General features: G+C 48.6%; 13 protein-coding genes. 6 read left to right on the top strand and 7 right to left on the bottom strand.

The window, feature by feature from the left end:
- Window positions 1-49 precede the first annotated feature (49 nt).
- The gene (locus MHZ95_RS06770; protein WP_239389830.1) at window positions 50-1,012 is read right to left on the bottom strand and encodes a 2-hydroxyacid dehydrogenase; all 963 of its coding nucleotides are present in this window, start codon (window positions 1,010-1,012) and stop codon (window positions 50-52) included.
- A 119-nt stretch (window positions 1,013-1,131) separates the two neighbouring features.
- Here MHZ95_RS06770 and MHZ95_RS06765 point away from each other — a divergent pair, with 119 nt between their 5' ends.
- The 5 genes from MHZ95_RS06765 (at window position 1,132) to MHZ95_RS06745 (ending at window position 6,816) form a co-directional block, all read left to right on the top strand.
- Window positions 1,132-2,730, top strand: a complete 1,599-nt coding sequence (locus tag MHZ95_RS06765; protein WP_239389828.1) for an ATP-binding protein — start codon at window positions 1,132-1,134, stop codon at window positions 2,728-2,730.
- Window positions 2,727-3,419: a response regulator gene (locus MHZ95_RS06760; protein ID WP_239389825.1), complete on the top strand. Its 693-nt coding sequence runs from the start codon at window positions 2,727-2,729 to the stop codon at window positions 3,417-3,419. The genes MHZ95_RS06765 and MHZ95_RS06760 overlap by 4 nt, the downstream gene beginning before the upstream one ends.
- A 338-nt stretch (window positions 3,420-3,757) precedes the next feature.
- Window positions 3,758-4,771 carry a Bug family tripartite tricarboxylate transporter substrate binding protein gene (locus MHZ95_RS06755; protein WP_239389822.1) on the top strand — a complete coding sequence of 338 codons (1,014 nt, stop codon included), beginning with the start codon at window positions 3,758-3,760 and terminating at the stop codon, window positions 4,769-4,771.
- Window positions 4,772-4,821: 50 nt separating this feature from the next.
- On the top strand, window positions 4,822-5,271 hold the full coding sequence (locus MHZ95_RS06750; RefSeq protein ID WP_239389820.1) for a tripartite tricarboxylate transporter TctB family protein: 450 nt from the start codon (window positions 4,822-4,824) through the stop codon (window positions 5,269-5,271).
- An 18-nt stretch (window positions 5,272-5,289) separates the two neighbouring features.
- The gene (locus tag MHZ95_RS06745; RefSeq protein WP_239389818.1) at window positions 5,290-6,816 is read left to right on the top strand and encodes a tripartite tricarboxylate transporter permease; all 1,527 of its coding nucleotides are present in this window, start codon (window positions 5,290-5,292) and stop codon (window positions 6,814-6,816) included.
- A 318-nt stretch (window positions 6,817-7,134) separates the two neighbouring features.
- On the opposite strand, the gene moaA is transcribed toward MHZ95_RS06745, so the two are convergent.
- Genes moaA through MHZ95_RS06715 form a run of 6 tightly spaced genes read right to left on the bottom strand, consistent with a single transcriptional unit; the run spans window position 7,135 to window position 11,147 of the window.
- The gene (gene moaA / locus MHZ95_RS06740; protein WP_239389816.1) at window positions 7,135-8,145 is read right to left on the bottom strand and encodes a GTP 3',8-cyclase MoaA; all 1,011 of its coding nucleotides are present in this window, start codon (window positions 8,143-8,145) and stop codon (window positions 7,135-7,137) included.
- Window positions 8,126-8,722 carry a molybdenum cofactor guanylyltransferase gene (locus MHZ95_RS06735; protein ID WP_239389815.1) on the bottom strand — a complete coding sequence of 199 codons (597 nt, stop codon included), beginning with the start codon at window positions 8,720-8,722 and terminating at the stop codon, window positions 8,126-8,128. The genes moaA and MHZ95_RS06735 overlap by 20 nt, the downstream gene beginning before the upstream one ends.
- Window positions 8,719-8,952: a molybdopterin converting factor subunit 1 gene (gene moaD, locus MHZ95_RS06730; RefSeq protein ID WP_239389813.1), complete on the bottom strand. Its 234-nt coding sequence runs from the start codon at window positions 8,950-8,952 to the stop codon at window positions 8,719-8,721. The genes MHZ95_RS06735 and moaD overlap by 4 nt, the downstream gene beginning before the upstream one ends.
- Complete coding sequence (locus tag MHZ95_RS06725) at window positions 8,949-9,395, bottom strand: molybdenum cofactor biosynthesis protein MoaE (protein WP_239389812.1); 447 nt, start codon at window positions 9,393-9,395, stop codon at window positions 8,949-8,951. The genes moaD and MHZ95_RS06725 overlap by 4 nt, the downstream gene beginning before the upstream one ends.
- The gene (gene mobB, locus MHZ95_RS06720) at window positions 9,382-9,894 is read right to left on the bottom strand and encodes a molybdopterin-guanine dinucleotide biosynthesis protein B (protein WP_239389811.1); all 513 of its coding nucleotides are present in this window, start codon (window positions 9,892-9,894) and stop codon (window positions 9,382-9,384) included. The genes MHZ95_RS06725 and mobB overlap by 14 nt, the downstream gene beginning before the upstream one ends.
- Window positions 9,891-11,147: a molybdopterin molybdotransferase MoeA gene (locus MHZ95_RS06715; RefSeq protein WP_239389809.1), complete on the bottom strand. Its 1,257-nt coding sequence runs from the start codon at window positions 11,145-11,147 to the stop codon at window positions 9,891-9,893. Before MHZ95_RS06715 ends, mobB begins: the two co-directional genes overlap by 4 nt.
- A gap of 61 nt (window positions 11,148-11,208) precedes the next feature.
- Here MHZ95_RS06715 and moaC point away from each other — a divergent pair, with 61 nt between their 5' ends.
- Window positions 11,209-11,700, top strand: coding sequence for a cyclic pyranopterin monophosphate synthase MoaC (moaC, locus tag MHZ95_RS06710; RefSeq protein WP_239389808.1), 492 nt, complete (start codon window positions 11,209-11,211; stop codon window positions 11,698-11,700).
- Window positions 11,701-11,703: the final 3 nt, after the last annotated feature.

The following is an 11,703-nucleotide window of genomic DNA, read 5'->3' as shown; positions in this document are numbered from 1 at the left end:
CCTCCCATACAGAGGGCTTCCGTTTTATCATTTTGGGGATATAGACCAATCAAACAATCCGGTTTTTCGGTTCCCGTCCTTCCAACGTATCCAAAATTGCCTGCGCACTCAATTCCATCATGCCGAGACGGGTTTTAATGGTGGCGCTACCGATATGAGGCAGGACTGTCACATTTGGCAATGTGAGCAACGGATTGTCGAGCGGAACCGGTTCCTTCTCAAACACATCAAGGCCTGCCGCCCAAATTTGCCCTTCTTTCAGTGCATGATACAAGGCGGTCTCATCGACAATTCCACCACGTGCAACATTGATGAGTACAGCCGTTTTTTTCATTAAACCGAGTTCCCTTTCACCAATCATCCCTTTCGTTTCCGGTGTGAGCGGAGCCAGGATTACCACAAAATCCACTTCCTTTAGCAATGCATCCAGCTCGGCATATTCGAAACCATAGGCCGCTTCTGCCTCGGGTTTCCGGCTGCGATTATGATACAACACACGCATATCAAAACCTTTCGCCCGGCGTGCCACCGCTTCACCGATCCGCCCCATCCCGATGATACCCAGCTTAGCACCACCGACATCCATTCCCGTATAGCCCATCGGAGACCAAGACGTCCACTGACCTTTGCGAAGCGTATCTTCCGCCTCCATCAATCGGCGCGCCGTCGCAATGAGTAGCCCGAAAGCAAGATCCGCCGTCGTATTCGTCAGCACATCTGGCGTATTCGTCACTATGATCCCCCGCTCTTTCGCCACTTCCAAGTCAATATTGTTATAGCCGACCGCCATATTCGAGACAATCTTCAATTTAGGTGCCGCCATCAGCACTTCCTGATCGATGGAATCAGCCGTCACACTCCATAATGCATCAGCTTCCACCACTTCTCGCAACAACACATCCCGCGGGGCTTTCTCACTTTCCGAATCCCACATCCGCACATCGAACTTCTCCCGTAACGGGGCAACCACTTGCTCTTCCATCTTTCTTGTAATAAAGATTCTCGCCGCCATCCAAAATCCCCCTATTCCCATAATTGTTAATAGTGTAGCATATAGAGAGGTACATTGGGACTATGCTAGACTTATATCATGATGTATGCGCATTCAAAAAAGATAGAGAGATGATATAGATGAAACCCGTAACTTTACAATCAAGGATCTTTTCATATGGAGCCCTTTTCGTTTCTTTAATCGCTATCATCATCGGTCTTTCCTTTTATTACACGATGTCACAAGGGATTGAACAGCAAATCGGGGAGCGGGCACTGAGTATCGCAATGACGACTGCAGATAGACCCGATATACGCGCAGGTTTTGAACATGACAATCCAACAGAGGCATTGCAGCCAATCGCGGAAGCCATCCGCCTAAAAACCGGCGCCGAATATGTCGTCATCGGCAATGACGAAGGCATTCGCTATGCCCATCCACTTCTAGAACGGATCGGGAAAAAAATGGTCGGTGATGACAATGAACGCGCACTCATCCTTGGGGAGTCGTATATTTCCGAAGCGACAGGATCACTAGGCCCCGCGCTACGAGGAAAAGCCCCGGTGTTCAATGAGCAAGAACAGATTATCGGCGTCGTCTCCGTCGGGTTTTTAACTGCGGATATTTCTTCCGCATTTTTCCAATATGCCGATAATATCCTCTATATCGTGCTCATCGCCATCATTTTGGGTGTAATCGGATCAAGCATCCTCGCGCGCAATATTAAAAAAGAGCTATTCGATCTCGAACCCGCAGAAATTGCCAATTTATTCACCGGGCGCAATGCCCTGATCGAATCGGTCCGCGAAGGGATTATTATGGTCGACGCTGAAGGACTGATTACGACGGTGAATGCCGCTGCCTACGAAGCACTGTCATTCCCCCGTCAGACCGAGCTGATTGGTCGCTCCATCCGGGACATTCTTCCGAATACGCTTCTCCCAAATGTGTTGGAAACCGGGGAACGGCATCTTGATCGCCCGATGGAGATTCACGGAAAAAAAGTAATTGTCAATCGCATCCCTATCCGTGTCGGCGACCAAATCGTCGGGGCCGTTTCAACATTCCGGCTCCAATCGGACATCGACCAGCTCGCGATGGAATTATCACAAGTGAAACGGTATACAGAGGCTTTGCGGGCACAAACACATGAATACAATAATTTTTTATATACCATTTCAGGACTGATCCAACTTCATTCCTACGAGGAGGCACTCCATCTGATCCACGACGAGACTTCCGAGCACCAATCTTTGATCCAGTTTGTGACGAAGCGATTGCGGGACCCTTTTCTCGGCGGGATCGTCATCGGCTTTTTCAACCGGGCAAAAGAACTGAAAGTCCGCTTTCTTCTCGATGAAGATAGCTCTTTACAAGAACTTCCCGAACACTTGGAAAAGAATCATTTTGTCTCCATTATTGGAAACTTGGTCACCAATGCTTTTGAAGCGGTCGAACCATTTCCCGCCGAGCGTCGAATGGTCCGTATTTTCATCTCGGATAACGGCGAAGAAATTTTACTTGAAGTGGAGGACTCGGGTCTTGGCGTTGCTTCCGACGTACTGGATGCGCTATTCCAAGAGAAAATTTCGACGAAGGATTATGAAGACCGCGGATACGGGTTACTGAAAGTAGCAGAAAACGTGAAGGATCTTGGGGGTTCCATCACTTTAGAAAAAGGAGATCTAGGTGGCGCATTATTCATCATCTCCATACCGAAAAGGGGGCATTTTTCATGACAAAACCAATTGAAGTGTTAATCATAGAAGATGATAAACGGATTGCCAACATCCATCAGCGATTCATCGAGAAAATTGCCGGCTTCCATGTTGTCGGGGCGGCACATACCGGCGAAGAAGCGAAAGATTGGGTCCAGGCACTGTCGCCGGACCTTGTCCTGCTGGACGTCTACTTACCAGACACACTCGGTACGGAAATCATGGCCTTCATCCATGAAAACAGTCCCGAAACGGACATTATTTTCATCACTGCTGCGGCTGAAGTCGATATCGTGAAGAAAGCCTATCGGCGAGGCGTTGCCGATTATATTTTAAAACCGCTGACGTTCGATCGGTTCGAGGAAAGTCTTCGCTCTTACAAAGCAAAGCGGGAGGCATTGACCGGCGATGGCCTTTTGCAAGAAGACTCCATCCAATTTCTGTGGAATAAAACATCAGAAACGTCAACACTCCCTGCTTCCGCCCCACCCAAAGGCATCGATCCGCTGACGAAAGAGAAAGTCGTCAGCCATATCAAACATTTGGAAGGCGGCATTACGGCAGAAGCGCTAGGATTGGAAATCGGTGTCAGCCGTTCAACAGCAAGGCGCTATTTGGAATACCTCGTTTCAGAAAAACGTGCCTTTACAGAGCTCTTATACGGTTCAGTCGGACGCCCTGAAAGAAGATACTTCCTCAAAAACCCGTGAACATTATGAACAAAATGACACTTACTTATCTTATCCAACTTATCGACTAAAACATTGAATTCAAGTAATCTTCTGATAAATTTGTGATAGCGGTTTCATACGCTATCATTTTTTTCATTTTCATTCAGCGGAACAAATAACCGCTGAATGAAAATGAAGCCTCCGGCGGATGTCACAGATTTTGAAAGGAGTTAATTGAGCCTATCCAAGTGCCTTAATTTCTGCATAAAAACGCAGAAATACGGCAAATCGAACCCTTCGTTGTTCGATTCTCAATTCAAAATCCAGACGCAATTACGCCAAGGCGAAATTGATTTAAAAAAAGGGGGAAATTGGGAATGTGGAAGAAACTCACAACATTTGCATTGGCAGGTGTAGCAGCACTTAGCCTTGCAGCCTGTTCAACAGATGGCGAAGCAGAAGAAAGCGCTTCCGCTAATTATCCGGAGCGCAATATTACATTAGTTGCACCTTCTGGGGCAGGCGGTGGATGGGACTTGACCGCCCGCGCCATTGCAAAAACGATGAATGATACGAAGTTGATTGAAAAGCCGATTACGGTTGAAAACAAGCCCGGCGGTGGCGGTGCTGTTTACATGGCGGAATTTGCAACAAAAGAAGCGAAAAACGATTATGCCCTACTCGTTAAATCCCCGCCTCTCTTGATCAACAACAACAAGGCGGAAGGAAACAGCCCTTACGGCTATCAAGATACAACACCTTTGGCGCAATTGACACGTGATTATGGTGCAATCGTTGTCAAAGCCGATTCGGAATTCAATACGTTAACAGATGTATTGGATGCCATTCAAAGCGACCCGGCATCCGTAACACTTGCCGGCGGATCAGCACCCGGATCGATGGACCATCTTGTCGGTGTCCTGCCTGCGTTCGAATATGGCATTGACCCGAAAGTCGTGAAATATGTATCGTATGACGGCGGAGGCGAAGCCGTTGCAGCATTGCTCGGTGGGAATGCAGATGTCATCGCAACAGATGCTTCCACGATTGGACAATATGTGAAATCCGGTGATGTCCGTGTCCTTGCAGTTACTTCTGCAGAACGTCTTAGCGGAGATTTAGCCGAAGTTCCGACCCTCAAAGAAGAAGGGATTGACGCAGAATTTACGATTTGGCGCGGTATTTTCGGACCGAAGGAAATGTCTGATGGAGCTATCGATTATTGGAGTCAAAAGTTGCAAGAAATGATCGAGACGGATGAGTGGAAAGCTGAATTGGAGCGAAACGCTTGGGAAAGTGAATACCGGAACTCTGAAGACTTCACGAAGTATTTGGAAGATCAAGACAAAGTCATTGTGGAATTGCTAACTGCACTCGGTATGCAAAAATAACAATGTTCAGGCGGCTTAGCCGCCTTTTCTTTTAAGGAGGTGTAAGGACTATGAGTAAAACATTCGATCGCTATACGAGTATCGTCTTTTTACTGATCGGTCTTTTATTTGTCATTGAAAGTATGAAAATAGCCGATAGTGCATACGGGTCGGCGGTTGGACCTAAAATCTTTCCGATGTGGCTTGGCATTATTTTAATTCTTCTGAGCTTGCGCTTATTATACGAAACGTTTAAATACAAAACAGAGGCAGTTGTCAAAGAAAAGCTTCAATATAAGAAATTTATCATTATTCTTGTCAGTGCGGCATTATACGCGTTCTTATTAGAGAAAATCGGATACGTCATTTCGACATTCCTTTTCTTACTTATCGCTTTCCAAACGATGGAACGGGGGCGTTACATACCTACCCTTGTGATCGCGGCGGTGTTTTCATTTGGTGTCTATTACTTTTTTGCGGAATTTCTCGGCGGCTCATTGCCTGGATTCCCCACATTTTAAGGAGAAAGGAGTCAAGTTATGAGCACCTTACAATTTTTAGCGGATGGATTTGCGATCGCTTTCCAGTGGCATAATCTATTATTTGCGTTTGTCGGTGTGGTCATCGGAACGGCAGTCGGCGTGTTGCCCGGCATCGGACCGATGAGTGGAGTCGCGCTCCTCATCCCTGTTACGGCAACGATCACTTCAGGCATGCCGACAAGTGCAGCTGCTGCCAGTTCAATCATTCTACTTGCCGGTGTCTACTACGGCGCCATGTATGGAGGCTCAACCACTTCCATTTTATTGAATACCCCAGGAGAGTCTTCCTCCGTTGTGACAACGCTGGATGGTTACCAAATGGCTAGACAAGGCCGTGCCGGAGCAGCTTTGGCCATCGCGGCGATCGGTTCGTTTTGTGCCGGCATCGTTGCGCTGATCGGTCTTGTCCTATTGGCTGAACCTCTCTCCAATGTCGCCATTAAATTCGGACCTGCGGAATATTTTTCTTTAATGTTATTAGGTTTGGCTGCTGTTAGCGGTCTCGCCGGAAAATCGATGACCAAGGCATTGATGATGACCGTCTTCGGACTGATGCTCGGTACGATCGGTATCGACGCGGTATCAGGCATCGCTCGTTTTACATACAACCAACCCATTCTATTTTCCGGATTGGAATTTTTAACGATTGCAGTCGGATTGTTTGCACTCGGTGAAGTGTTCAAGACGATTCTGGAACGCGATGGCGAAGACGAATCCATCGCAAAAATCAAGCGGATCCTTCCGACAAAACAGGATATGAAAGACAGTACCGTCCCGATCGTCCGCGGATCCTTGCTCGGATTTTTTATCGGCGTCCTTCCAGGGGCAGGCGCTACACTCGCCTCTTTCTTCTCGTATATGACAGAGAAGAAATTCAGCAAAAAACCCGAGACATTCGGAAAAGGGAATATCGCCGGCGTAGCTGGTCCGGAATCAGCAAATAACGCAGCTTCCGGCGGTGCCATGATCCCCTTATTGACATTAGGGATCCCTGGCTCCGGTACAACAGCCATCCTGATGGGTGCATTGATCATGTACAATATCCAGCCCGGTCCACTCCTCTTTGATGAACATCCGGAAGTGGCTTGGGGATTGATCGCCAGTATGTTTATCGGAAACTTGATGTTATTAGTGTTAAATATGCCACTCGTCCGTGTATTCGCCAAAGTCATTCAAACGCCGAAAAAATACTTGTTGCCGATCATCGTGGCCATTTCATTTTTCGGAGTTTACGCAGTCCAATATACGACATTTGACTTGTTCTTATTGCTCGGCTGCGGTGTGGTCGGTTATCTATTGTCGAAAAACGATTACCCAGTCGCTCCATTGGTATTAGCACTTGTGTTAGGACCAATGATTGAAAACAATATGCGCCGAGCACTCACCATTTCAAACGGGGAGTTCAGCATCTTTTTCACGAAACCGTTATCCCTTATCTTCATCATCGCCGCTGTAGCATGGCTCCTCGTCCCAATGCTCTTGAAAATGAAAGGCCGCTCAGTCATCGTGGAAGAAGAAGGTTGATAATCAGAAAAGCGCAGGGCGCCTGCCTATCAAAGGGTCGCAGTCTAAGTTCGCGACGTCCTGTCGCAACGACTGCATAACCCGCGTCCTACGGGCCTCAGGCATAAGGCGAGTCGACGGCGTGGCGTTCTTTGCCACAGAGTCGGCTTGACCATCAAGGAACGCAGTCTAAATTCGCCGCATCGTGCGGCAACGACTGCGTAACTCACATCCTGTGAGCCTCCGAGCGTCTGGTGCCCGGAGTCTGGACAATAAAAAGCGGATTGCCCGAGTGAATGGCAATCCGCTTTTTATTGAGCATTGAAATTTTGTAATGTTTTACCCACCAATATAACTCATGCCGATTTTCTTGCGATTTTTCGCAGTCTGTTCCGTGCGCTCATCCGAATAACGATCACCGCGTCGTTCCCACACACCCGTAATCGCATCGGTCAACTCTTCATCCGTCATGCCACTACGGATCAGTTCCCGCAAATCAAATCCTTCCGAAGCAAACAGACAAGTATACAACTTGCCATCCGATGACAGCCGTGCCCGTGTACAGGTCGAGCAGAACGACTCCGACACCGAGGTGATGAAACCGACTTCTGCACCGTTATCCGTATAACGGTAACGTTTCGCTACTTCACCATAATAATCCTGTTCGGCGGGCTCGATATCATGAACAGCACTCAGCATGTCGAAAATTTCTTTTTTTGTAACGACTTTTTTGAAGCTCCAGCCATTGTCATTGCCGACATCCATGAATTCGATAAAGCGCAGTGTAATGCCCCGTTCTTTGAAATAGGCAGCCATCGGAAGGATTTCCCCTTCGTTGGCCCCTTTTTGCACAACCATATTCACCTTAATTTCAAAACCGATTTTTTGTGCATAGTCGATATTGGAAAGGATCAGATCTGGCTTGATTCCCCGTCCATTCAGTTTCCCGAAAATATCCGGATCAAGCGCATCCAGGCTCATATTCAAGCGACGCAGGCCCGCATCGTAAAGCGGTTGCGCATATTGCTTGAGCAATACACCATTCGTTGTCAAGCCGATATCCTCAATGCCTTCAATCCCCATCAATTTTTCAATCAATCGCGGAAGATCACGTCGCATCAACGGTTCCCCGCCAGTAATGCGGAGTTTTTTCACACCAAGTGAGGCAAAAATCCGGGCAAACCGTTCCATTTCTTCAAACGACAGCAATTCGCTTTTCGGTAAAAATACATAATCATCCCCGAAAATTTCCTTTGGCATACAATAGGAGCATCTGAAGTTACAGCGATCCGTCACCGATATACGGAGATCTCGAATCGGGCGACCAAGCTTATCTGTGATTGCGTTCATTTTTCTCGCTCCTTTCCAATACTACTGGTGAATTGACATTTGTGAACACTTGTTTTACATCATCAGCCAATTCATTGCCGTCCACCCATGTTACGCCAACCCTTGAAAGGACAGGCATGACACGGTTTTGTTCATTTTCCAATGCTTCACGGATTACCGGTTCCGCATCCCGATCCCATACGGACACGAGCGGATGATGCCGCCCCTCTGCCATAACTGCAGTCACCCCATTGACATGGCGAGCCAACAACTTGCCCATCACTTCACTATCTACAAACGGCATGTCACATGGGAGCACGATATAGCGGTCCGCTTGCACGGATTCCATCACGGACAGGATCCCTGCGAGCGGACCAAGTCCCGCAAATTCGGGTGAATCAGTGGTGAGCCCCACCTCGACAAGGTAATGGTCAATCAGTTCAGGACGCGTTACGATAACCACTTCATCACAATGCTCTTTCAATGCTTCCACTGCCCACTCATGAAAATACCGGCCGCCCACCATGGCAAATGCTTTCGGTGAACCGAAACGCCGGGACAGCCCCCCCGCCAAGACGATGCCGACCGTCTTCCTCATCCGCCGCTTACCGGAGGGATGAATGCACAAATATCCCCCGATCGGATGACGTCCTCTTTCAAGGCATATTCTTCATTGACCGCGACGTACATCGTATCCTTGCCAAAACCCGGATAAGTCGCTTCCGCCCAATCCAATAACTCCCCGACCGTCATCGATTCCCTATCGAGCGTCTCTTCCGCCTTCCCTGTCAACTCGCGGAGCCTCGCAAAATAATTCACTTTGATCACTTTGAAACAACCCCATTCTCTGGATACTTTTTCTGACCGCCGATCCACTCTTCGCCATCTTCCCAAATTTCCTTTTTCCAAATTGGCACGACCTCTTTAATGCGTTCAATGGCATACTCATTCGCTTCATACGCCGCTTTCCGATGCGGTGAAGATACCGCAATCAAGACGGCAATATCCGAAATATGCAGTTCCCCGATCCGATGAACAATCGCCACTTTCACACCTGGCCATTTCGCCTCCATCTCGGCACCGATTTCAGCAAGCTTCTTCTCTGCCATCGGAACATAGGCCTCGTACGCCAAATACAATGTCCGTACACCATGCGTCCATTCGCGCACATGACCTGTAAAGACCGTCACAGCCCCGGCACCTGCATGCAGGACATAATCCATATACTTCTGCGCTTCAATCGGCGTTTCAACTATCTCAAATGGTTTCATCCTCATTCACCCTCCCTACCCAGTCCAGCAGCCAACTATCCAACTGCTGTTGTTCCGTTCTGGATGTAATATGTGTTCCGTCCACCGTTAGGCCAGGGCAGCCGACAATCAGCTGGATATTATCCAATGACTGCAAAGCCTCCCAGTCTTCCCGCTCACGCAATAGAACAACCTTTTCGCCTTGTTGTTCTTTATACCCTTCTATAAGTAAAATATCCGGATTACTGATCGATGCCCATCTTTTCAATTCGGTGAATTCCGGTTCGGCGTTCATCAGCAATTGGACCGCACCGCCACCCGCAACGACTGAAGCGTCGGCACCATTGTCAAAAAACTGCATCGTGTCCGTCGAAGCATCCGGCATCGCAGGTTGCCCGCCATGTCCATGATGCTTCAACACCGCAACCGACAGCCCTTCTTTTTTTAATAAACGGACCCATCTCGCTATGAGTGTCGTTTTTCCGCTATTTTTAAAACCGACAATATGGAGTGTTTTCATAGTACCCACTCACGTACGCCTTGTTCCGCCCCTATTAGGAGGATGTCCACTTCCATCCCTTTTGTGTATCCGCGTGTCCCGCTCGGCAAAACGAGGAGACAATTCCCCCTTGCAATGGAGGAGACCGCATTGGATTTATTGAAACCGGCTGGACTGGCAACAATCCCGTCCGCCGTCATTTCCCAAACAGCCCGGATAAAGCGGGTAAACGGATTCGGTTTTGTAAAATCATCGCCCAACGTGGCTTTCATATGCGGCATATACGGTGCTGTTCCACCCATTATGTTGAGTACCGCAGGGCGGGTGAACAGTTCAAATCCTGTAAAGCATGCCGATGGGTTGCCCGACAGCCCGAATAGCAGCTTTTCGCCAAGCACCGCAACCGTCGTCACACTTCCCGGACGCATCGCCACTTTGTTGAATAAAACTTTGGCACCTAACCGCTCATAAATAGCCGGTAAATAATCATAATCCCCAACAGAAACGCCGCCTGTTGTAATCAGAAAATCCGTTTCCGCAATCGCCTTTTCTACGATCGCTGTACATGCATCCAACTGATCCGCCTGCATCCCATAGGATTTGTACGGGATGCCCATCCGTGTCAACTGTGCGGCAATCATCGGACCGTTCGAATTACGGATCTTCCCGGGGACGAGTTCGTCCGCCACATCGAGCAGTTCAGTCCCCGTCGATAAGATGCCTGCAATCGGGCGCCTCGCCACTTCCACTTCCGCGTAGCCAAATGTTGCGAGCAAGGCGATTGTACCTGGGTGGACCAATGTCCCCGCTTCGATAAGTACTTCCCCTTTTTTGGCATCCTCGCCTTTATAAGAGAAGTTTTCTCCCGGGCTGAAAGGCTTCCGGATGGTAAAACCGTTCTCCTCTTCAACGGTCTGTTCCAACATGACGATCGCGTCTGCGTTATCCGGTATTTGTGCCCCCGTCATGATCCGGTAGGCCTCCCCTGGCCCAATTCCACGATCCGCCACATGGCCGGCCCCGATTTCACCAATCACTTTGAATGAAATACGGTTATCTCCCGAAGCACCGCTTGTATCTTCGGAACGTACCGCAAAACCGTCATAAGGCGACCGATCGAATGAAGGCACATCATGTTTCGCGATAATCGGTTCGGCCAATACTCTGCCATAGGCCTGTTCAAGCGGTATGGTTTCCGTCCCTAGCGGATGGCAATGTTCCATCACCAACCGGACGGCCTCCGCCACTTGAATCGGCTTTCTCGTTTCTACCATGCCCAATCCCCCACTTCCATCTGTTATACTAAATTCACTATGTATGAAAGGAATGACTCCCATGTCTGAACTCACACATTTCAACGAACAAGGCCGTGCCAAAATGGTCGACGTTTCCGATAAAGCCGAAACCGTCCGGACAGCGATCGCTTCTTCCTCCATCCTTGTCAACGAAACCATCCATTCGCAAATTACAGAAGGGACGAACAAAAAAGGCGATGTCTTTGCGGTCGCACAAGTCGCAGCTATCATGGCGGCCAAAAACACATCGACCATCATCCCGATGTGCCACCCGATTCCGTTAACCGGTATCGATATCCATTTTGAATGGAATATTGACGATGCTGCCGACCGTTATGAAATCTTGATTCAAGCCGAAGTGAAAACAAAAGGTGTCACCGGCGTCGAAATGGAAGCCTTAACTGCCGCTTCTGCCGCTGCCCTCACCATTTACGACATGTGCAAAGCCGCCGGAAAAGAGATGATCATCGGACCGACAATGCTCCAACAGAAAACGGGCGGAAAAAATGGAGACTTCACCCGAAAAGCGTAGGCG

Origin of the sequence: Sporosarcina sp. ACRSM (assembly GCF_022346545.1) — a bacterium.
GTDB lineage: Bacteria > Bacillota > Bacilli > Bacillales_A > Planococcaceae > Sporosarcina.
The sequence above is the reverse complement of the archived record's forward strand: the minus strand, read 5'-3'. Positions and strand labels throughout refer to the sequence as shown.

Bases quoted from the DNA above. Each gene is read 5' to 3' on its own strand.
- moaA (WP_239389816.1), bottom strand. From the start codon at position 8,145: ATGAACGCAATCACAGATAAGCTTGGTCGCCCGATTCGAGATCTCCGT.
- mobB (WP_239389811.1), bottom strand. From the start codon at position 9,894: ATGAAAACACTCCATATTGTCGGTTTTAAAAATAGCGGAAAAACGACA.
- MHZ95_RS06765 (WP_239389828.1), top strand. From the start codon at position 1,132: ATGAAACCCGTAACTTTACAATCAAGGATCTTTTCATATGGAGCCCTT.
- MHZ95_RS06755 (WP_239389822.1), top strand. From the start codon at position 3,758: ATGTGGAAGAAACTCACAACATTTGCATTGGCAGGTGTAGCAGCACTT.
- MHZ95_RS06760 (WP_239389825.1), top strand. From the start codon at position 2,727: ATGACAAAACCAATTGAAGTGTTAATCATAGAAGATGATAAACGGATT.
- MHZ95_RS06770 (WP_239389830.1), bottom strand. From the start codon at position 1,012: ATGGCGGCGAGAATCTTTATTACAAGAAAGATGGAAGAGCAAGTGGTT.
- MHZ95_RS06735 (WP_239389815.1), bottom strand. From the start codon at position 8,722: ATGAGGAAGACGGTCGGCATCGTCTTGGCGGGGGGGCTGTCCCGGCGT.
- MHZ95_RS06745 (WP_239389818.1), top strand. From the start codon at position 5,290: ATGAGCACCTTACAATTTTTAGCGGATGGATTTGCGATCGCTTTCCAG.
- MHZ95_RS06750 (WP_239389820.1), top strand. From the start codon at position 4,822: ATGAGTAAAACATTCGATCGCTATACGAGTATCGTCTTTTTACTGATC.
- MHZ95_RS06725 (WP_239389812.1), bottom strand. From the start codon at position 9,395: ATGAAACCATTTGAGATAGTTGAAACGCCGATTGAAGCGCAGAAGTAT.
- moaC (WP_239389808.1), top strand. From the start codon at position 11,209: ATGTCTGAACTCACACATTTCAACGAACAAGGCCGTGCCAAAATGGTC.
- MHZ95_RS06715 (WP_239389809.1), bottom strand. From the start codon at position 11,147: ATGGTAGAAACGAGAAAGCCGATTCAAGTGGCGGAGGCCGTCCGGTTG.